16 protein-coding genes are annotated in these 19,184 nt (G+C 63.2%); 8 read left to right on the top strand and 8 right to left on the bottom strand.

What is annotated here, in order from left to right:
* The first annotated feature begins 22 nt into the window (after nucleotides 1-22).
* Nucleotides 23-1,267 (top strand): saccharopine dehydrogenase family protein, encoded by a 1,245-nt coding sequence (locus AC3WLP_RS13800; RefSeq protein ID WP_003248123.1) that lies wholly within the window; start codon nucleotides 23-25, stop codon nucleotides 1,265-1,267.
* Between the two features lie 146 nt (nucleotides 1,268-1,413).
* Here the strand turns inward: AC3WLP_RS13800 and AC3WLP_RS13795 are convergent, their stop codons facing one another.
* Nucleotides 1,414-2,460 (bottom strand): class I SAM-dependent methyltransferase, encoded by a 1,047-nt coding sequence (locus tag AC3WLP_RS13795; RefSeq protein WP_003248119.1) that lies wholly within the window; start codon nucleotides 2,458-2,460, stop codon nucleotides 1,414-1,416.
* 244 nt (nucleotides 2,461-2,704) lie between these two features.
* Here AC3WLP_RS13795 and AC3WLP_RS13790 point away from each other — a divergent pair, with 244 nt between their 5' ends.
* The gene (locus tag AC3WLP_RS13790) at nucleotides 2,705-4,033 is read left to right on the top strand and encodes a UDP-glucose dehydrogenase family protein (protein WP_012052521.1); all 1,329 of its coding nucleotides are present in this window, start codon (nucleotides 2,705-2,707) and stop codon (nucleotides 4,031-4,033) included.
* 9 nt (nucleotides 4,034-4,042) lie between these two features.
* On the opposite strand, the gene mqo is transcribed toward AC3WLP_RS13790, so the two are convergent.
* On the bottom strand, nucleotides 4,043-5,662 hold the full coding sequence (mqo, locus tag AC3WLP_RS13785) for a malate dehydrogenase (quinone) (protein WP_017147658.1): 1,620 nt from the start codon (nucleotides 5,660-5,662) through the stop codon (nucleotides 4,043-4,045).
* 142 nt (nucleotides 5,663-5,804) lie between these two features.
* Here mqo and AC3WLP_RS13780 point away from each other — a divergent pair, with 142 nt between their 5' ends.
* Both AC3WLP_RS13780 and AC3WLP_RS13775 read left to right on the top strand, forming a co-directional pair.
* On the top strand, nucleotides 5,805-7,025 hold the full coding sequence (locus AC3WLP_RS13780) for a putative DNA modification/repair radical SAM protein (RefSeq protein ID WP_003248106.1): 1,221 nt from the start codon (nucleotides 5,805-5,807) through the stop codon (nucleotides 7,023-7,025).
* Nucleotides 7,016-7,864, top strand: coding sequence for a TIGR03915 family putative DNA repair protein (locus AC3WLP_RS13775; protein ID WP_088512226.1), 849 nt, complete (start codon nucleotides 7,016-7,018; stop codon nucleotides 7,862-7,864). The genes AC3WLP_RS13780 and AC3WLP_RS13775 overlap by 10 nt, the downstream gene beginning before the upstream one ends.
* A 61-nt stretch (nucleotides 7,865-7,925) precedes the next feature.
* Here AC3WLP_RS13775 and AC3WLP_RS13770 read toward each other — a convergent pair whose 3' ends face one another.
* The 3 genes from AC3WLP_RS13770 to AC3WLP_RS13760 all read right to left on the bottom strand — a co-directional run bounded on the left by AC3WLP_RS13770 (nucleotide 7,926) and on the right by AC3WLP_RS13760 (nucleotide 10,632).
* A complete protein-coding gene (locus tag AC3WLP_RS13770; protein WP_003248102.1) occupies nucleotides 7,926-8,897 on the bottom strand; it encodes a 5-oxoprolinase subunit C family protein in 972 nt (323 codons plus the stop codon).
* On the bottom strand, nucleotides 8,894-9,781 hold the full coding sequence (locus AC3WLP_RS13765; RefSeq protein WP_088512227.1) for a 5-oxoprolinase subunit B family protein: 888 nt from the start codon (nucleotides 9,779-9,781) through the stop codon (nucleotides 8,894-8,896). Before AC3WLP_RS13765 ends, AC3WLP_RS13770 begins: the two co-directional genes overlap by 4 nt.
* Nucleotides 9,782-9,873: 92 nt before the next feature.
* Nucleotides 9,874-10,632, bottom strand: a complete 759-nt coding sequence (locus AC3WLP_RS13760; RefSeq protein WP_064490695.1) for a 5-oxoprolinase subunit PxpA — start codon at nucleotides 10,630-10,632, stop codon at nucleotides 9,874-9,876.
* A 120-nt stretch (nucleotides 10,633-10,752) separates the two neighbouring features.
* Here AC3WLP_RS13760 and AC3WLP_RS13755 point away from each other — a divergent pair, with 120 nt between their 5' ends.
* The 4 genes from AC3WLP_RS13755 to AC3WLP_RS13740 all read left to right on the top strand — a co-directional run bounded on the left by AC3WLP_RS13755 (nucleotide 10,753) and on the right by AC3WLP_RS13740 (nucleotide 15,441).
* Nucleotides 10,753-11,670 carry a LysR family transcriptional regulator gene (locus tag AC3WLP_RS13755; RefSeq protein WP_010953821.1) on the top strand — a complete coding sequence of 306 codons (918 nt, stop codon included), beginning with the start codon at nucleotides 10,753-10,755 and terminating at the stop codon, nucleotides 11,668-11,670.
* Between the two features lie 191 nt (nucleotides 11,671-11,861).
* On the top strand, nucleotides 11,862-13,928 hold the full coding sequence (gene treS, locus AC3WLP_RS13750; RefSeq protein ID WP_088512228.1) for a maltose alpha-D-glucosyltransferase: 2,067 nt from the start codon (nucleotides 11,862-11,864) through the stop codon (nucleotides 13,926-13,928).
* Nucleotides 13,929-14,100: 172 nt separating this feature from the next.
* A complete protein-coding gene (locus AC3WLP_RS13745) occupies nucleotides 14,101-14,730 on the top strand; it encodes a riboflavin synthase subunit alpha (RefSeq protein ID WP_088512229.1) in 630 nt (209 codons plus the stop codon).
* Nucleotides 14,731-14,739: 9 nt separating this feature from the next.
* Nucleotides 14,740-15,441: a YoaK family protein gene (locus tag AC3WLP_RS13740; protein ID WP_088512230.1), complete on the top strand. Its 702-nt coding sequence runs from the start codon at nucleotides 14,740-14,742 to the stop codon at nucleotides 15,439-15,441.
* On the opposite strand, the gene proP is transcribed toward AC3WLP_RS13740, so the two are convergent.
* From proP to AC3WLP_RS13725, 3 genes are all read right to left on the bottom strand, one after another.
* Entirely contained in the window at nucleotides 15,442-16,944 is a 1,503-nt protein-coding gene (gene proP, locus AC3WLP_RS13735; RefSeq protein WP_064490698.1) for a glycine betaine/L-proline transporter ProP, read from the bottom strand.
* A 158-nt stretch (nucleotides 16,945-17,102) separates the two neighbouring features.
* Entirely contained in the window at nucleotides 17,103-18,077 is a 975-nt protein-coding gene (hemB, locus tag AC3WLP_RS13730) for a porphobilinogen synthase (protein ID WP_020192985.1), read from the bottom strand.
* Between the two features lie 161 nt (nucleotides 18,078-18,238).
* Complete coding sequence (locus AC3WLP_RS13725; RefSeq protein ID WP_019437052.1) at nucleotides 18,239-19,132, bottom strand: PA4780 family RIO1-like protein kinase; 894 nt, start codon at nucleotides 19,130-19,132, stop codon at nucleotides 18,239-18,241.
* Between the last annotated feature and the right edge of the window lie 52 nt (nucleotides 19,133-19,184).

Genomic DNA, 19,184 nt, shown 5'->3' with positions numbered 1-19,184 from the left:
CAAGTAAGGAGCAAAGGGTAAATTGAAGAAGAACGTTCTTATCATTGGTGCAGGAGGTGTCGCCAAGGTGGTGGCCCACAAGTGCGCGCAGCATAACGACGAACTGGGTCGTATCGCCATCGCGTCACGGAACATCTCCAAATGCCAGGCCATCATCGACAGCGTCAAGGCCAAGGGTAGCCTCAAGGTACCCGCCGACATCCAGGCCTTCTCGCTCAATGCCCTCGATGTCGAGGCAACCAAGGCGCTGATCCGCGAAACCGAATCGCAGATCGTGATCAATGTGGGTTCCGCCTTCCTCAACATGTCGGTGCTGCGTGCTTGCATCGATACGGGTGTCGCCTATCTGGACACCGCCATCCACGAAGAGCCGGGCAAGATCTGCGAGACCCCACCGTGGTACGGCAACTACGAGTGGAAACACCTCGAAGAGTGCCAGGCAAAGAACATTACCGCCATTCTCGGCGTCGGTTTCGACCCGGGTGTGGTGAACAGCTACGCCAAGCTGGCGCAGCAACAGTATTTCGACAGCATTGATTCGATCGATATTCTCGACGTCAATGCCGGTTCACATGGCAAGTACTTTGCCACCAACTTCGACCCGGAAATCAACTTCCGCGAGTTCACCGGACAAGTGTGGAGCTGGCAGAACAGCCAGTGGACCAGCAACACCATGTTCGAGGTCAAGCGTACCGACGACCTGCCAGTGGTAGGCTCGCAAAACCTGTACCTGACCGGCCACGATGAAGTTCACTCGATTTCGAAGAACCTCAACGTCCCGAACGTGCGCTTCTGGATGAGCTTCGGCGAGCACTACATCAATGTGTTCACGGTTTTGAAAAACCTGGGCCTGCTCAGCGAGCAACCGGTGAAAACCGCCGAAGGCCTGGAAGTGGTACCGCTGAAAGTGGTCAAGGCTGTACTGCCAGACCCGGCCTCGCTGGCCCCTGGCTACACCGGCAAAACCTGCATCGGCGACCTGGTCAAAGGCACCAAGGATGGCCAGCCGCGCGAAGTGTTCATCTACAACGTGGCCGACCACGAAGAAGCCTACGCCGAGACCGACAGCCAGGGCATTTCCTACACCGCCGGCGTACCGCCAGTGGCTGCCGCCCTGCTGGTAGCCCGTGGCGAGTGGGATGCCAAGCGCATGGTCAACGTCGAGGAGCTGCCAGCCGAGCCGTTCCTCAAGGCGCTGGACGTGATGGGCCTGCCGACCCGTGTCAAAGATGAAAAAGGCGATCGTCCTTGGGACGCTGAAGCCTAAGCAACAAACAGAAGGGGCGCCACATGGCGCCCCTTCTGCTTTCCAGGCCCAGCCACTTCGCGGGCAGCCCAGGCGCTCCACAGGCCTGAAACAAGCACGTAACCTGTGTGGGCGAGCCCGCGAAGAGGCCGGTGCAGGATCACGCTCTACTTGCGGGCCTCCAGAATCAGGTTGAACGGCGTCTGCGTCGCCCGCCGGAACCTGCTGAACCCTGCCTCCTCGAAGACCGCCCGCAATCGCGCCTCCCCGGCCTGCGCACCCAACCCCAGCCCCACTTCCTGCGACAACGAATTGGGCGTGCAGATAAACGTCGACGCCGCATAGAACAAGCGCCCGACCGGTGTCAGGTTACCCTCCAGCGAGTCCTCGGCATAAGGCTCCACCAGCATGACCGTGCCATCCGCTTTCAAAGCATGGTAGGCATGCCTGGCTGCCCCGACCGGGTCACCCATGTCGTGCAGGCAATCGAAGAAGCACACCAGGTCATGGTCATGCCCCGGGTACTCCTTGGCGCTGGCCTGCTGGAAGCTCACCCGCGACTCCAACCCCGCTTCACGCGCACGCGCGTTGGCGGTGACGATCGAAGGCTGATGATAGTCGTACCCCACGAAGGTCGACGCCGGAAACGCCTGCGCCATCACCAGCGTCGAGGCACCATGACCGCACCCCACATCCGCCACCTTGGCGCCCGCCTGCAGCTTGGCCACCACACCCTCCAGTGCCGGCAGCCAATCCGCTACCAGGAAGGTGCGATACCCCGGCCGGAAAAACCGCTCGGTACCGCTGAACATGCACGGGTGGTGATCGCCCCAGGCCAACCCGCCATCGCCGCGCATGGCGGCTACCAGCTTGTCCTTGTCATGGAACAGCGCCGCCACCACTGACGCGCCGCCGGCCATGTAGGCCGGAGAATCCTCCAGCGCCAGGGCCATGGCCTGTTCTTCAGGCAGCACAAAACGGCCCTTGTCATGGACCATGTAGCCCGATGCCGCCTGGGCATTCAACCATTCTCGCACCAGCCGCGGGTGACAGCCGGTCTTTTCCGCCAGTTGCTCTGGGGTGACCGCCTGGCTGTCGGCCATGGCCCGGTACAGCCCCAGTTCATCGCCGAGAATGACATTGGCCAGCGTCGCCGCTGCGCCCATGTCGCCCACCAGCTTGCCCATGAAATCGTGAAGCCTTGCCTCGTCCATGACCTGCCCTCCTCTGCAAGAAGGCCATCGCCAACGAGGGACATCCGCTCCGGGAAGGCGGTGGTCGGTTCAAGGGTTTTCGTTCGCGGTACAACGCGCTAACGCGAGCTGTCATTAAGTTTAGATGCTCTGCCTGGGCGACGTGGAATAACGGCCATATGGTCCACGCGCACATCCTTCAGGTCACAATTCCTAAACAACGATGTGACATTTTTTTTCAGCTTTCCTATCAAGGAGCTGTCAAATGAAGGTCACGGTTTTCGGAACCGGTTATGTCGGCCTGACCCAGGCGGTGTGCCTGGCCCAGGTGGGCCATTCGGTGTTGTGCATGGATGTCGATGCCGATCGGGTGGCCAGCCTGAGTGAGGGCCATTGCCCGATCTTCGAGCCCGGCCTTGCGCCGCTGCTGGAGAAGAACCTCGCCTGCGGTCGGCTGCGCTTCACCACGGATGCCGCAGTGGCTGCCAACCATGCCCGGTTGCAGTTCATTGCCGTCGGTACTCCGCCGCAAGCCGATGGCAGTGCCGACCTGAAGCACGTTTTCGCCGTGGTCGACAGCATCCTCGAGCATGCTGACGGGCCCAAAGTAATCGTCAACAAGTCCACCGTGCCGGTGGGTACCGTACACCGCATCAAGGCACGCATCGCCCAGGCCGTGGCCGATACCAGTCGCTTCCAGGTGATCAGCAACCCGGAGTTTCTCAAGGAAGGGTCTGCGGTGGATGACTGCATGCGCCCCCAGCGCATCATCATCGGCGGCGCAGAAGCGGCCGAAGTGGAGTTGCTACGCGAGCTTTACCTGCCGTTCAACCGCAACCGCGAAAAGTTCATGGTCATGGACGCGCGCAGTGCCGAGCTGACCAAGTACGCAGCCAATTGCATGCTGGCCACCAAGATTTCTTTCATCAACGAAATCGCCAACCTGGCCGAGCACCTGGGGGCCGACATCGAAATGGTGCGCCGTGGCATCGGCTCGGACCCGCGCATCGGTTATGACTTCATCTACGCCGGCTGCGGATTTGGCGGCTCGTGCTTCCCCAAAGACCTGCAAGCCCTGCGCCACAGTGCCGAGGCAGAAGGCTTCGAGACGCAGTTGCTGCGCGCAGTAGAGTCGGTCAACGAGCAGCAGAAGGGCCGGCTGTTCAGCAAGATCCAGCGCCACTACCCTGGCGGCCTGCGGGGCAAGGTGTTTGCCCTGTGGGGGTTGTCGTTCAAGCCCAATACCAATGATATCCGCGAAGCCTCCAGCCGGGTCCTGCTGGAAGCGTTGTGGTCCGCGGGCGCACGGGTGCAGGCCCACGACCCTCAGGCCATGGAAGAAATCCGGCGCCACTACGGCCCGCGTGCCGACTTGCAACTGGTGCCCTGCAAGGACGATGCGTTGCGGGGCGCCGATGCCCTGGTGATCGTCACCGAATGGCAGGACTACCGTGTGCTCAACCTGGACGAGGTGCCGCAGCAGCTGGCCGACCGGGTGGTGTTCGATGGCCGCAACCTGTACGAACCCGAGCACATGGCCTCGGCAGGGCTGACTTACTACGGCATCGGACGTGGCAAGATTGCGCCAGCTTGACTGCAATGATTACCGGCTGGCCACTCCCTGGCCGTCAGCCGGTCTTATGGACTCAGGGCGCTGTGGACTGACAGGCGGCTCAAGCTGCAGCACCTCGTTGGTATATGCCCACTCCTTCTCTAGCTGGTCCGGGTGGTCGTTCAGGCGGATGCCATAGGACGGGATGATCTGTTTGATCTTGGCCTGCCACTCGGGCGACGCCACCTTGTTCTTGAACACCTTGTTCAACACGTCGAGCATGATAGGCGCAGCGGTCGACGCACCGGGAGAGGCCCCCAGCAAGCCGGCGATACTGCCGTCCCTGGACGTCACCACCTCGGTACCGAGCTTGAGCACACCGCCCAACGCTTCGTCTTTCTTGATGATTTGCACCCGCTGGCCCGCCTGCCACAGCCGCCAGTCTTCTTTCTTCGCCTCGGGGAAGTAGGTGCGCAGCGCTTCGAAGCGGTCATCGTCCGATTGCAGCACCTGCCCGATCAGGTACTGCACCAGGTCGAACTCGCGTACCCCTACCCGCACCATCGGCCAGGCATTGTGCACGCTGGTACTGGCGAGCAGGTCAAGCAATGAGCCCTGCTTGAGGAACTTGGTCGAGAAGGTGGCGAACGGCCCAAACAGGATCAGGCGCTTGCCATCAAGTACCCGGGTGTCCAGGTGCGGCACCGACATGGGCGGTGCACCGGTTGCGGCAATGCCATAGGCCTTGGCCATGTGACGCTGGGCGATAGCCGGGTTGTCAGTGACCAGGAACGAGCCACCGACCGGGAAGCCGCCATAGTCCTTGGCCTCGTCGATACCCGACTTCTGCAGCAGCGGCAGTGCCGCCCCGCCAGCGCCGATGAACAGGAACCGGGCATCGGTGGCTGCCTTGCTGCCATTCTTCAGGTTCTTGTACTCGACGTGCCAGGAACCGTCGTCGTTACGGGTGATGTCCTGCACTTCGCTCGACAGCTTGAGATCGAAGTTCGGCCGCGTCTGCAGGTAACCCACATACTGCCGGGTGATCTCGCCAAAGTTGACGTCGGTGCCGATCGGCGTCCAGGTCACGGCCAGCTTCTGATTGGGGTCACGCCCTTCCATCATCAAGGGTACCCACTTGCGGATCTGCTCGTGGTCTTCGGAATACTGCATGGGTTTGAACAGGGGGCTGGCCTGCAGCGCCTCGTAGCGCTTCTTCAGGAAGCGGATATTGTCATCGCCCCAGACAAAGCTCATGTGCGGGGTGGTGTTGATGAACGAATGCGGGTTTTTCAGCACGCCCTGTTTCACTTGCCAGGCAAGGAACTGCCGGGTCACCTGGAAAGATTCGTTGATTTCCACCGCTTTGCTGATGTCGATCTTGCCGTCTTTTTCCGGCGTGTAGTTCAGCTCAGCCAGGGCCGAGTGGCCGGTACCCGCATTGTTCCAGCCGTTGGAGCTTTCTTCGGCCACCTTGTCCAGGCGCTCGACCATTTCCATCGACCAGCCGGGTTCCAGTTCGTTGAGCCACACAGCCAAGGTGGAACTCATGATGCCGCCGCCTACCAGCAGCACATCGACCTTTCGGGTTTCTGCAGCCTGGGCATTGAGCATAGCGATTGCCCACGCCAGACCGGCCAGCGCCAATGTTGGCTTGATGGTGATCTTCATAACCTCTCCCATGCCTCGTTGCCCTGCAAGACTCAGCCAAAGCTTAGCTGACGGTTAGGGTCGGGCATGGCTGGCGCAAACTGCTTGCAATCCATCAAATCTCAAAATACTGTATGAATATTCAGTATTGCGAGACAGCGCCATGCAACTCATCGCCAAACTCGGCATCTTGGCCGATGCCGCCAAGTACGACGCATCTTGCGCCAGCAGCGGCGCGCCCAAGCGTAACTCGCGCGGCGCTGACGGCCTGGGTGCTACCAATGGCATGGGTATCTGTCACAGCTACACCCCCGACGGCCGCTGCGTATCACTGCTCAAGGTACTGCTGACCAACTTCTGCCTGTACGACTGCCAGTACTGCGTCAACCGCCGCTCCAGCAACGTGCCACGCGCGCGCTTCAGCCCCGAGGAAGTGGTACGCCTGACCCTGGACTTCTACCGGCGCAACTGCATCAGCGGCCTGTTCCTCAGCTCCGGCATCATCCGCTCGGCGGACTACACCATGGAGCAGCTGATCCGTGTGGCCCGGCTGTTGCGCGAAGAGCACAGCTTCCGCGGCTACATCCACCTCAAGGCCATCCCCGATGCCGACCCGCTGCTGATCGAAGAGGCCGGGCGCCTGGCCGACCGCCTCAGCGTCAACATCGAACTGCCCACCGACGCCAGCCTCAAGCGCCTGGCGCCGGAAAAGCAAGGGCGCACCATTCGCCAGGCCATGGGCGTGATTCATCAGGGCCAGCAGGCCGTGGCCAACGAGCCCAGGGCGCCGCGCTTTACCCCAGCCGGGCAGAGCACCCAAGTCATCGTCGGCGCCGACAGCACCGACGACAGTACCTTGCTGCGCAATGCCGAGTCGCTGTACCAGGGCTACGGCCTCAAGCGCGTGTACTACTCCGCCTTCAGCCCGATCCCCGACAGCCCCGGCAGCGTGCCCCTCGCCGCACCACCGCTGCTACGCGAACACCGCCTGTATCAGGCCGACTTCCTGCTGCGTGGCTATGGCTACAAGGCTGGCGAGCTGCTGGGCCACAGCGGTAACCTGGCACTGGACATCGACCCCAAGCTGGCCTGGGCGCTGGCCAACCGCGAAGTCTTCCCGCTGGACGTGAACCGCGCCGAGCCGGCGCTACTGGCGCGTATCCCCGGCATCGGCCTGCGCAGCGTACAGCGCCTGGTCGCCCTGCGGCGGGAGCGGCGCATCCGTTATGACGACCTGATCCAGCTGCGCTGCGTGCTGGACAAGGCACGGCCGTTCATCGTCACCAGCGACTACCGCCCCGCCCAGGCCGAGCTGCGCAGCGGCTTGCTGCGCGCGCGCTTGAGTGAGCCGCCAGCGCCCGTGCAGATGGGGTTATGGGGGTGATCGCACTCGACTGCGACGACCTGTTCGCCACCTGGCGCGACCAGGCCCGGGTGTTGTTGAGCCATGGCATCGACCCGTCGGAAGTCACCTGGTCGCAAGGCCCGATGGCGGACCTGCTGGCCGTGCCGGCAGCGCCGCCTGAAGGGCCTGGCCCTTTCCGGGCCAAAGTCCCGGCCGCACTGCTGAGCCAGTTGGAGCAGGCCTCGCGCTACCGTGGCGAACAGCGCTGGAACCTGCTGTATGAAGTGCTGTGGCGCGTCGCCCATGGCGACCGCACGGCAATGCTGGCCGGTGACCGGCTGGGCAGTGAGCTGCAACGGCGCATCAAGCAGGTAACCCGCGAGGCACATCACTTGCACGCGTTTGTACGCTTCGTGCCGCTGCCTGATGAACTGGCTGAGCACTTGCAACTGGAGCTGGTGGCCTATCACGAGCCGGCACACGACATTCTGCACAGTGCCAGCGCGCATTTTGCCGACCGCCTGGGGCGTTTGCGCTGGTTGATTGCCACGCCACAGGATGGCATTCGCTTCGACGGCCAGTCGTTCGACTACCAGCGACAGTGCCCCGAGCCCTGGCGCCAGTGGGCCCGCAACGCCGAAGACCCCGGCGCCGAACTCTGGCGCACCTACTACCGCCACACCTTCAACCCGGCCCGCCTCAACCCGGACGCCTTGCGCCTGCACATGCCTGGGCGGTTCTGGCGGCATTTGCCGGAAGGCATGCTGATACCGCAACTTGAAGGCCTGGCGCGCCAAGGCAAACAGCGGGACGGCCAAGCCCCTGAGGTGGCCTCGCAAACCGGCAAGACCATCAGCAAACCTGCGCGCTCGGCGTAGCCGCGGAGCCCGTTGCGGCCCCGTCGGGCACAAGGCCGCTGCTACAGCGAAAACATCATGCTCAACTGAAGAGCCTGGCCAGGCAGGCCAGCTTCTTCTTGTACGAACGCCGCGCCTCCAGTGCCTGCTCCAGGCTCACCGGCAGGAACCGCGCCTGCTGGTTGGGCTGCATCTGCCCGATCAGGTCGAGGTCGGCACTGATCACCGTGCCGATCATGGCGTAGCCGCCCCCCGACACTGCATCGCGATGCAGGATGATCGGTTCCAACCCTGCCGGCACCTGGATCGATCCGATCGGGTAGCAGCTGTCGACGATATTGGACGGGTCCGACCCCGCACCGAACGGCTGCTCGCGCGGTTGGAAACTCAAGGCGCTGCCGCCTTTGTAGCGATAACCGATGCGGTCCGCTTCGGAGCCAACGGTCCAGGCGTCGGTGAAGAAACGTTGCGCTGCAGCTTCGGTCAGGCGGTGGAAGTACAGCCCAGGCACCACCCGCAACACCACCTCGCCCCCCAAGGCCTGACGCAGGGCCATGGGCAAGCTTGCACCGGCACGGGTCTTGCCGCTGGGCACGCCGACCGGCAGCAGGTCGCCCGCCATCAGTTTGCGCCCATGAAAGCCACCCAACGCGCCCAGCGCGTAGGTGGACCGGCTACCCAGTACCTCGGGCACATCGATGCCTCCGGCCACTGCCAGGTAGGCCCGGGCGCCCGCTGTTGGAAAGCCGAAACGCAACACTTGTCCGGCCCGCACGGCAAACGCAGTGTCCGGGCGCTGCTCGCGGCCATCGAGCAACGCTGGCATCTGCGCGCCGCACACAGCGACCAGTGCGTCCTGCCGAAACTCCAGCTCCGGCCCCACCAGCGCGCACTCCAGGCCCGCAGCGCCGGCCGGGTTGCCCACCAGGTGGTTGGCTGCGCTCAAGGCGTACTGGTCGAGTGCGCCGGACGGTGGAATGCCCAGGTGGTAGTAACCTTCGCGGCCCAGGTCCTGTACAGAAGTGGCCAAGCCCGGTTTGAGTACCTTGATCATGCCAGCACCTCCTGCAACGATTTGGGGTAGCCGACCGGGTCGGCGAGGAAGGCGTCCAGGGAAAACGTCACCGGGCGAATGCGCAGGTCGAAGCAGCCATCCTCCACCTCCGCCACCGCCCGGTCGTAGGTGCGGCGGTCGATAGGCTTGAACTGCACGATGTCACCCGGGCGGAAGAACACCATGTGCTCTTTCAGGTAATTCAAGGTCTGCTGCGGGTCGTAGATCGGTGCCGGGGTGACGCCGAACATCTGGTAGCCCCCCGCCCCGCGCACCGAGTAGATGCAACCAAAGCAGCCGCCATGGCCCAGGGTGAGCTTGGGCGTGTCGGTACGGGGTCGCAGGTACTTGGGCACCTGCAGCTGCCGCTCGCGCTCGACCATCTGGAACATGAACGGCAGGCCGGCGACAAAGCCCACCATCGACACGAACCATGGCGCGCCCCTGTGGGCGGCGATGAAGGCCTCGACATCGGCCAGGCCGTTGATGCGCGCGGCGTACTCCAGGTCAGTGCTGGTCGGGTCCTGGTGGCGATCCCGAAAGCGCATCAGGGTTTCATGGGTCCAGGGGTCGTTGTACAGCACCGGGATCTCGATGATCCGCGTCTGCAACGAACGCTCGGCCTCCGCCTGCGCCTCGGCGCCGCGCACGGCTTCGAGCAGTGCCTCGGGGGCGATACGGTCCGGGTCGAAGCGGACCTGGAACGACGCATTGGCCAGGCACACATCAAGTACGCCATCCAGGGCCATGCGCTCCACCGCACGGGTGACGGCCATACCCTTGAAAAAGGCCTCCAGCGACATGCTTTCGCTGACTTCGGCAAACAGGTGCTCGTCGGCGCCGAAGCTGTAACGGATCGGGGTTGTAGCAAGCGGTTCGGCCATGACAGTTCCTTTTCTTGAAATCTTTATAGAAAGGCAGGCGAAAACAAGATGCACGGGCTCCGGCGTGTCGGTTTGCCGGATGCCTGACGGGTTCAGCGCGGTGCCCGCACCACGATGCCGGCCGCATCCAGTGCCCTGCGCGTGGCCTCGACCAGGTCCAGCGCGCCCGGGGTGTCACTGTGCAGGCAAATGGAATCGAATTCGATCGCCAGGTCCTGGCCTTCGACCGTGCGCACCACGCCTTGCCGGCAAGCACGCAGCACCCGCTCGGCAACGGCCTGGGGCTCGTAGCCACGCACATTGCGGGTAAACACGATCGACCCGCTCAGGTCGTACTCGCGGTCGGCATAGAACTCGCGAATCACCGGCTGCCCCAGTTCCTGGGCAATGCGACAGATCACCGAACCTGGCATGCAGAACAGCAGCAGTTCCGGCTCGATCACCCGCAGGTTTTCCACCAGCAAGCGCGCGGCTTCTTCGTCACGCGCCAGGTGCATGTACAACGCCCCGTGCGGTTTGATGTGCTGCAAACGCACGCCCTGGGCACGGGCGATTTCACGCAACGCGCCCAATTGATAGAGCATGTCGTCCACCAGTTCCTGCGCCGAGGCATTGATATGCCGGCGGCCAAAGCCGACCAGGTCACGGAACCCCGGGTGTGCCCCCACAGCAACGCCCAGTGCCTTGGCGCGCTCGACGGTGCGGCGCATGGTGCCGGGGTCGCCGGCGTGGAAACCGGTGGCGATGTTGGCGCTGCTGATGTAGCCCATCAGTTCGTGATCGACGCCATCGCCAATGGTCCACGGGCCAAAGCCCTCCCCCATGTCCGAGTTGAAATCCACTGCTTGCATGACCGCGTCTCCTGGCACTTGTGACTGCATGCAAGCCACGTTAGATTCTCTGCACCCCCTTGGGAAGATCTATAAACAGATGGGGTACCTTCTGAAAAACAGATACCCCGGGAGCCTACCGTGTCACTCACCCTGCGCCAGGTCCGCTACTTCGTTGCCACCGCTGAAATCGGCCAGATCTCCCAAGCGGCGATCCACCTGAACATCTCCCAGTCGGCAGTGACCACAGCCATCAAGGAGCTGGAAGCGATGCTCGGCGTGCTGTTGTTCCAGCGCTCGGCCCAAGGCATGAGCCTGACCGAAGCCGGCCGCCACTTCTTGAACCGTGCCTACGTCATCCTGCGCAGTGTCGACGATGCGTTGAACAGCCCGCTACCGGACGTGCGTGCCAGTGGCCTGTTGCGCCTGGCGGCGAGTTACACGGTGATCGGCTACTTCCTGCCACACCACTTGCAGCGCCTGGAGCACTGGCATCCAGGCGTGACCCTGGAGCTGTACGAGCAGGAGCGCAGCGCCATCGAGCAAGGCCTGCTGGAGGGGCGTTTTGACATGGCGGTGGTGCTCACCGCCAACCTCACCCACCCCGACATCGTCTCGGAAACCCTGTTCAACTCCGAGCGCCGGCTGTGGCTGCCCGGGCATCACCCGCTGTGCGAGCGCTCGGCCGTGAGCCTGGCCGAGGTGGCCTGTGAGCCGTTCATCCTGTTGACCGTGGATGAGGCCGAGCAAAGTGCCATGCGCTACTGGGAGCAGGCCGGGCAACGACCAAGCGTAAGGGTGCGGACCAGTTCGGTGGAGGCCGTGCGCAGCATGGTCGCCAATGGCAGCGGAGTGGCGATCCTGTCGGACCTGGTGCACCGGCCGTGGTCGCTGGAGGGCAAGCGCATCGAGACGGTGACCATCAGCGACCCGGTCACACCGATGAGCGTGGGGTTGGCCTGGCACCGGGAACGGGCATTCAGCCCGGCGATGCAGGCGGTGCGCAATTACTTCCATGATGCGTTTCTGGCACCGCAGCAGTTGTCGGCCCGGCGCTGATCCTGCCTTTGCAGGCCCGGCCTCTTCGCGGGCGCGCCCGCTCCCACAGGTGCAGCGCAAATCTTCAGCGGTATGACAGCCTGTGGGAGCGGGCAAGCCCGCGAAGAAACCAACACCCATCTCGAGCCGAACGTTCAGGCCGCAGCGCCGTCATAACCTGAGCCGGTGCCGACACGCAAAGAGGACGCGAAATGACCCAGCCCGACCCGTCGTACGTCAAATGGCTCGAAGACCGCGCCATGCTCAAGGCCTCCCAGGCGCGCGCCAGCCTGTACTCAGGCCAGTCGCGCCTGTGGCAGCAACCCTATGCCGAGGCCCAGCCCCGCCGCGCCACCGAAATCGCCTCGGTGTGGCTGACGGTCTACCCCGACGCCATCATCGCGCCCGAGGGTTGCTCGGTGCTCGGTGCCCTGGCCCACGAAGCGTTGTGGAAGCGACTGTCGGAGATCGGCGTACAGGGCCTGCACACCGGCCCGATCAAACTGTCCGGTGGCATCCGCGGCCGCGAACTCACCCCCAGCGTGGACGGCAACTTCGACCGCATCAGCTTCGACATCGACCCACTGTACGGCAGCGAGCAGGAACTGATCCAGATGAGCCGCATGGCCGCTGCGCACAATGCCGTGACCATCGACGACCTGATCCCCTCGCACACCGGCAAGGGCGCCGACTTCCGCCTGGCCGAGCTCGCCCATGGCCCCTACCCGGGGCTGTACCACATGGTCGAGATCCGTGAAGAAGACTGGACGCTGCTGCCCGAGGTGCCCGCCGGGCGCGATGCGGTCAATCTCCTGCCAGCGCAGTGTGACGAGCTGAAGGCGCGCCATTACATCGTTGGCCAGTTGCAACGGGTAATCTTCTTCGAGCCGGGCGTGAAGGAAACCGACTGGAGCGCCACGCCGCCGATCACAGGCGTCGACGGCAAGACCCGCCGCTGGGTGTACCTGCACTACTTCAAAGAAGGCCAGCCCTCATTGAACTGGCTGGACCCTACCTTCGCCGCCGAACAGATGATCATTGGTGACGCGCTGCACGCCCTAGACTGCCTGGGTGCACGCGGCCTGCGCCTGGACGCCAACGGCTTTCTCGGCGTGGAAACCCGCGCCAGCGGCACCGCCTGGTCAGAAAGCCACCCGCTGTCGCTCGTCGGCAACCAGCTGATCGGTGGCATGATCCGCAAGGCCGGCGGTTTCAGCTTCCAGGAGCTGAACCTGACCCTCGATGACATTGCGCAGATGTCCAAGGGTGGTGCCGACCTGTCCTACGATTTCATTACCCGGCCGGCCTACCAGCATGCGCTGCTGACGGGCGACACCGAGTTCCTGCGCCTGATGCTCAAGGAGATGCACGCCTTCGGCATCGACCCGGCCTCGCTGATCCATGCCCTGCAAAACCATGACGAGCTGACCGTGGAGCTGGTGCACTTCTGGACACTGCACGCGCACGACATGTACCTGTACAAGGGCCAGACCCTGCCTGGCAGCATCCTGCGTGAACATATCCGCGAAGAAATCTACGAACGGCTGTCGGGGGAACATGCGCCGTACAACCTGCGCTTCGTGACCAACGGCATTGCCTGCACCACCGCCAGCCTGATCGCTGCTGCACTGGGTATTCGCGACCTCGAACAGATTGGCGTAGCGGATATCGAACTGATCAAGAAGGTGCACCTGCTGCTGGTCATGTACAACGCCATGCAGCCGGGGGTGGTCGCCTTGTCCGGCTGGGACCTGGTCGGTGCCCTGCCCTTGCCCGCCGAAGCGGTTGCCGAACGCATGCTCGATGGCGATACCCGCTGGATTCACCGGGGCGGCTATGACCTGGCCGGGCTTGACCCACAGGCAGAGGCTTCTGTGCGGGGCATGCCGCGTGCCCGGGCGCTGTACGGCAGCCTGGACAGGCAGCTGGACGAGAGTGATTCATTTGCCTGCAAGGTGAAGAAACTGCTGGCTGTGCGCCAGGCCTACGGCATCGCCACCAGCCGTCAGGTGCTGGTACCTGAGGTGAGCAGCCCGGGGCTGCTGGTGATGGTGCACGAGCTGCCAGCCGGGCGCGGTATCCAGATCACTGCGCTGAACTTCGGCCAGGACGCGATTGCCGAGGAACTGCTGTTGACCGGGTTCACACCTGGGCCGGTGGTCGACATGATCAACGAGACGGTCGAAGGCGATTTGACCGAGGACGGGCGCCTGATGGTGAACCTGGATCCGTACGAGGCGCTGTGCCTGCGGATCGTCAACAGCAGCGGGCATGTTTGAATCTGCAGTGGCCCTGCCGTCGGCAAACCGGTTTCGCCCACAAGCACGCCGCCTGCCCCGCGCAGGCGCCAGACTCGCAAGCCGGCTTGCCAGCCAGGAAGCCGGTCTTGCATTTACTGCGCTACGGGCATAGCGTTCGGAAGTTTTCTTTTCCGTGCCCAGGAGCAACTCCATGTACACCGGCATCGTCCAGGCCGTCCGCCCTCTGCTTGATGTGACCACCTACCCGGGCCACAACCAGTTCACCATCGACCTCACCCCGGAACTGCTCGACGAGCTGAAAATCGGTGCCAGCGTCAGTGTCGAAGGTACCTGCCTGTCCGTGACCGAAATCAACGGCAGCCAAGTCAGGTTCGACGCCATGACCGCTACCCTCGAACGCACCAATCTGAGCAGCTTCAAGCCTGGCCGGAGCGTGAACATCGAACGTTCGGCGAAGATGAACGCCGAAGTCGGCGGCCACCTGATGGCTGGCCACATCGCCACCACCGCCGAGATCGTCGAGCTGTCGATCAAGGAAACCGGCGCCTTCATCAAGTTCCGCATGCCGCCGCAATGGGGCAAGTACGTGTTCCCGCGTGGTTTCATCGGGGTCAATGGCTGCAGCCTGACGGTCGCTGACGTGGAGGACAACGTGATCACCATCAACCTGATCCCGGAAACCCTGCGGCAGACCACCTTCGCCAGCTACCACCCAGGTGAGCTGCTCAACATCGAGGTCGACCATCAGACCATGGTGCTGGTCGATGTGGTAGAGCGCACCATCAAAGGTACCCTGGCCCGCGAAAAACTGCTGCCCTGAGGCCTGCACATGCTCCCTAACGCCCTCCCCGCGCGCTCAGCCAGGCGTTTGCGCCTGCAGGTAATGCGTGGTCGCGTCGGCCTCGGCCTGGTCGCCGCCCTGTCGGTGCTGGCCGGCATGACCGATGCCATCGGCTTGCTGGCACTGGGCGATTTCGTGTCGTTCATGAGTGGCAACACCACACGCCTGGCGGTGGCCATCAGTGAAGCAGACCTGGCCCTGGTGCTACGCCTCAGTGGCGCGGTACTGGGCTTTGTCGCGGGCAATGCGCTGGGTGTGCTCCTGGCTCACGGATTGCGCCGTCGAGCCTGGCCGGTGTTGTTGGTGGTTGCCGCACTGCTGGCTTTCGCGGCAGCGTGGCCGCTGCCGGCCACCTTCCCTGCGCTGTTGGCGGCCACGCTGGCCATGGGCATGATCAATGCAGTAGTCGAGCAGGTGAATGGCCTGCCCATCGGCCTGACTTACGTAACGGGCGCCCTGTCGCGTTTCGGCCGCGGCCTGGGGCGTTGGCTGCTGGGCGAGCGGCGCAATGGCTGGCGGGTGCAGTTGGTACCTTGGGCCGGGATGTTGCTGGGCGCCGCGCTCGGCGCCTGGTTGCAACAACACCTGGGCCTGCAGGCGCTGGCCGGCAGCTGTGCGCTGGCCTGCGTGCTGGCACTGGTATCGCGGTTCATACCGCGTTCCTGGCAGCGTGGCTACATGCCGCGCTGATCATTCGATACGCGGGTGCTGCTGTGCCAGTTTTTCGCGCTTGGCTTCCAACTCGGCGATCTGCGCATCGATGTCCTCGATCTTCTGCTCGATGTTGTCGTGGTGCTCCTGCAGCAGTTCACGCGCCTCTTCGATGTCTGACGCCGCGGGTGCGGCGCCGCGCAGGGGCTTGTTGGCGGTTTCCTTCATGGTCAGGCCGGTGACCAGGCCGACAGCAGCGATCACCATCAAGTAATAGGCAGGCATGTACAGGTCGTTTGTGGTCTCCACCAGCCACGCAGCGAGGGTTGGGGTAAGGCCGGCGATCAGCACCGAGATGTTGAAGGCGCTGGCCAGGGCGCTGTAACGGATGTGCGTGGGGAACATGGCCGGCAGCGTCGAGGCCATCACGCCGATGAAGAAGTTCAGCAGCACGGCAATGATCAGCAGGCCGGCGAAAATAAGCCCAAGCACCCCACTGTTGATCAGCATGAATGCCGGAATGGCCAAGGCCAGCAGGCCGACACTGCCGACGATGATGAACGGCCGTCGGCCAAACTTGTCGCTGAGCAGGCCGATGATCGGCTGCACGAACAGCATGCCGACCATGATCGCGATGATGATCAGCACGCCATGGTCTTCGCTATAGTGCAGGTTGTGCGACAGGTAGCTGGGCATGTAGGTAAGCAGCATGTAGTAGGTGACGTTGGTGGCAATCACCACGCCGATGCAGGTCACCAGGCTGCGCCAGTGCTGGGTGGCCACCTCCTTGAACGACACCTTGGGCCCGGACGCCAGGCCTTCACGATCGCCCTGCTCCAGCTTGTCGACGTGCTGCTGGAACGCAGGTGTTTCTTCCAGCGCATTGCGCAGGTAAAGGCCGATGATGCCCAGCGGCAGGGCCAGGAAGAACGGCAGGCGCCAGCCCCATTCGAGGAACTTTTCTTCACCCAGCACCGTGGAAATGAGCACCACCACCCCTGCGCCCAGGACAAAGCCGGCAATCGAACCGAAATCCAGCCAGCTGCCGAGAAAGCCGCGCTTGCGGTCAGGCGCGTACTCGGCAACGAAGATCGAGGCACCGGTGTATTCGCCACCCACCGAAAAGCCCTGGGCCATCTTGGCCAGCAGCAACAGGATCGGCGCCCAGATACCAATGCTTGCATAGGACGGTATCAGGCCGATGGCGAAGGTGCTCAGGGACATGATCACGATGGTCGCGGCGAGGATTTTCTGCCGCCCGAACCTGTCGCCCAAGGCGCCGAAGAACAACCCGCCAAGAGGCCGGATCAGGAACGGCACCGAGAAGGTGGCCAAGGCCGCGATCATTTGCACGCTGGGGTCGGCGTTGGGGAAAAACACCTTGCCCAAGGCATAAGCGACGAAGCCATATACCCCAAAGTCGAACCACTCCATGGCGTTGCCCAGCGCGGCGGCTGTGATCGCCTTCTTCATCTTGGCGTCGTCGACGATGGTAATGTCCTTCAGGCCGATTGGCTGGACGCTTTTCTTGCGAGGTTTCATACCCGTATCCCTGTCGATGAATGCTCTAAGGGATCAGATACAACAGGACACTAAATAATTCAGCGCTTACTGTTTTTTTGTGCGTTTGCGGCACTATTCAACGGCGCCCAAAGAAAAGCCGCTGCAATGGCAGCGGCTTTCATGACCAAGGCCTGGCTTCAGATACCTTCGCGCGCAAGGTCCATGGCGAAGTAGGTCAGGATCAGGTCGGCACCGGCACGCTTGATTGCGCCAATGCTTTCGCGCACCACCCGGCCTTCGTCGATGGCACCGGCCAGCCCACCGAACTTGATCATCGCATACTCGCCACTCACCTGGTACGCCGCCAGTGGCAGGCGCGAAGCGGCGCGGATGTCGGCGATCACATCAAGATAGGCACCGGCCGGCTTGACCATCAGCACGTCCGCCCCTTCCTGCTCGTCGAGCAGCGACTCGCGCACCGCTTCGCGGCGGTTCATCGGGTTCATCTGGTAGCTTTTGCGGTCGCCCTTCAGTGCGGTGCCGCCGGCCTCACGGAAGGGGCCATACAACGACGAGGCGAACTTGGTCGAGTAGGCCATGATCGCGGTGTCGTGGAAGCCAGCACCGTCCAGGGCACTGCGGATAGCCTGCACCTGGCCGTCCATCGCCGCCGAGGGGGCAATGAAGTCGGCACCGGCAGCAGCGGCGATGACTGCCTGCCTGCCCAGGTTGGCCAGGGTGGCGTCGTTGTCCACGCCATGGTCATGCAGCACGCCGCAGTGGCCGTGGCTGGTGTATTCGCAGAAGCAGGTGTCGGACATCACCACCATTTCCGGCACGGTGTCCTTGCAGATACGCGACATGCGCGCAACCAGGCCGTTTTCGTTCCAGGTGTCGCTGCCATCGGCATCCAGGTGGTGCGATACGCCAAAGGTCATCACCGACTTGATACCGGCGCGGGCATAGCGCTCGATTTCCTGGGCCAACAGCTTCTCGGGGATACGGTTGACACCAGGCATGCTGGTGATCGGCACGAAATCATCGATGCCCTCTTCGACGAAGATCGGCAGGATCAGGTCTTCAAGGCGGAACTCGGTTTCCTGGAAGATCGTGCGCAGGGACTCGTTCTGCCGCAGGCGGCGGGGACGAACGGACGGGAATTGGTTGGACATGACAGCTCCAGGGAATTTGAACGGCGTATACCTTATGCCTGTCGCGCGCCAGTGAAAAGGCTAAATGACGAGATTGTGTCTTGCGTCAATGGCAACGGCCGGGGTTTGCCTGTGTTGGCCTCTTCGCGGGTAAACCCGCGAAGAGGCGGTACAGGAATAAACTACTGCAGCCAGGGCGGCGTTACCTCCTCTGCCTTGGCCGGCCCATGCTCGGCCTCGGCGCGTGCTGCACGGCGGCGAGCGTCGTCCATCCGGGCGGCGTCGATCTCGCGCATCACCCCGGTTACGTCAGCTTCATGTTCGTCATCCTCGAACACCCCGGTCAACGGGCTGTCGGGCAGCAACTCGCCGGCCTCGTACAACGCCCACATCTCCTGCGCATAGCGGGTGCTTTTCAGCTCCGGGGCAAAGCGCCCGAAATAATGGGCCATGTTGTCCACATCGCGCTGCAGCATGCTGAAGGCGTGGTTGTTGGCGGCTGCATCCACTGCCTGCGGCAGGTCGATGATCACCGGCCCGTCCGGGCCGAGCAGCACGTTGAACTCGGACAGGTCGCCATGCACCATTCCGGCACACAGCATCAGCACGACCTGGCGAATGACGAAGGCGTGGAACGCGCGGGCATCCTCCGCTTCGAGGTGTACGTCGTTCAGCCGTGGGGCCGCATCGCCATCGGCATCGGTGACCAGCTCCATCAGGAGCACGCCGTCCTGGAAGTCGTAAGGCTTGGGCACCCTCACCCCGGCGGCGGCCAAACGGAACAGCGCTGCCACTTCGGCGTTCTGCCATGCATCTTCGGCTTCTTTGCGGCCGTACTTGCTGCCCTTGGCCATGGCCCGGGCCTGACGGCTGTTGCGTACCTTGCGGCCCTCCTGGTATTCGGCGGCCTGGCGGAAACTGCGCTTGTTGGCTTCTTTATAGACCTTGGCGCAGCGTACCTCGCTGCCACAGCGCACCACGTACACAGCGGCTTCCTTGCCACTCATCAACGGCCGTAGTACTTCGTCGACAAGGCCGTCTTCGATCAACGGTTCGATTCTTTTAGGTGTCTTCATCAGGCTGCGTTCAGGGTCCTGGCTTTGTTGGCGGACATCCTCTCACAGCCTG

Source organism: Pseudomonas sp. FW305-E2, from assembly GCF_058782925.1.
The sequence above is the reverse complement of the archived record's forward strand: the minus strand, read 5'-3'. Positions and strand labels throughout refer to the sequence as shown.

What these genes read in the sequence shown, in the direction of transcription:
- AC3WLP_RS13795 (WP_003248119.1), bottom strand. Translation starts at nt 2,460, where the DNA reads ATGGACGAGGCAAGGCTTCACGATTTCATGGGCAAGCTGGTGGGCGAC.
- AC3WLP_RS13790 (WP_012052521.1), top strand. Translation starts at nt 2,705, where the DNA reads ATGAAGGTCACGGTTTTCGGAACCGGTTATGTCGGCCTGACCCAGGCG.
- mqo (WP_017147658.1), bottom strand. Translation starts at nt 5,662, where the DNA reads ATGAAGATCACCATCAAGCCAACATTGGCGCTGGCCGGTCTGGCGTGG.
- AC3WLP_RS13780 (WP_003248106.1), top strand. Translation starts at nt 5,805, where the DNA reads ATGCAACTCATCGCCAAACTCGGCATCTTGGCCGATGCCGCCAAGTAC.
- AC3WLP_RS13775 (WP_088512226.1), top strand. Translation starts at nt 7,016, where the DNA reads ATGGGGGTGATCGCACTCGACTGCGACGACCTGTTCGCCACCTGGCGC.
- AC3WLP_RS13770 (WP_003248102.1), bottom strand. Translation starts at nt 8,897, where the DNA reads ATGATCAAGGTACTCAAACCGGGCTTGGCCACTTCTGTACAGGACCTG.
- AC3WLP_RS13765 (WP_088512227.1), bottom strand. Translation starts at nt 9,781, where the DNA reads ATGGCCGAACCGCTTGCTACAACCCCGATCCGTTACAGCTTCGGCGCC.
- AC3WLP_RS13760 (WP_064490695.1), bottom strand. Translation starts at nt 10,632, where the DNA reads ATGCAAGCAGTGGATTTCAACTCGGACATGGGGGAGGGCTTTGGCCCG.
- treS (WP_088512228.1), top strand. Translation starts at nt 11,862, where the DNA reads ATGACCCAGCCCGACCCGTCGTACGTCAAATGGCTCGAAGACCGCGCC.
- AC3WLP_RS13745 (WP_088512229.1), top strand. Translation starts at nt 14,101, where the DNA reads ATGTACACCGGCATCGTCCAGGCCGTCCGCCCTCTGCTTGATGTGACC.
- AC3WLP_RS13740 (WP_088512230.1), top strand. Translation starts at nt 14,740, where the DNA reads ATGCTCCCTAACGCCCTCCCCGCGCGCTCAGCCAGGCGTTTGCGCCTG.
- proP (WP_064490698.1), bottom strand. Translation starts at nt 16,944, where the DNA reads ATGAAACCTCGCAAGAAAAGCGTCCAGCCAATCGGCCTGAAGGACATT.
- hemB (WP_020192985.1), bottom strand. Translation starts at nt 18,077, where the DNA reads ATGTCCAACCAATTCCCGTCCGTTCGTCCCCGCCGCCTGCGGCAGAAC.
- AC3WLP_RS13725 (WP_019437052.1), bottom strand. Translation starts at nt 19,132, where the DNA reads ATGAAGACACCTAAAAGAATCGAACCGTTGATCGAAGACGGCCTTGTC.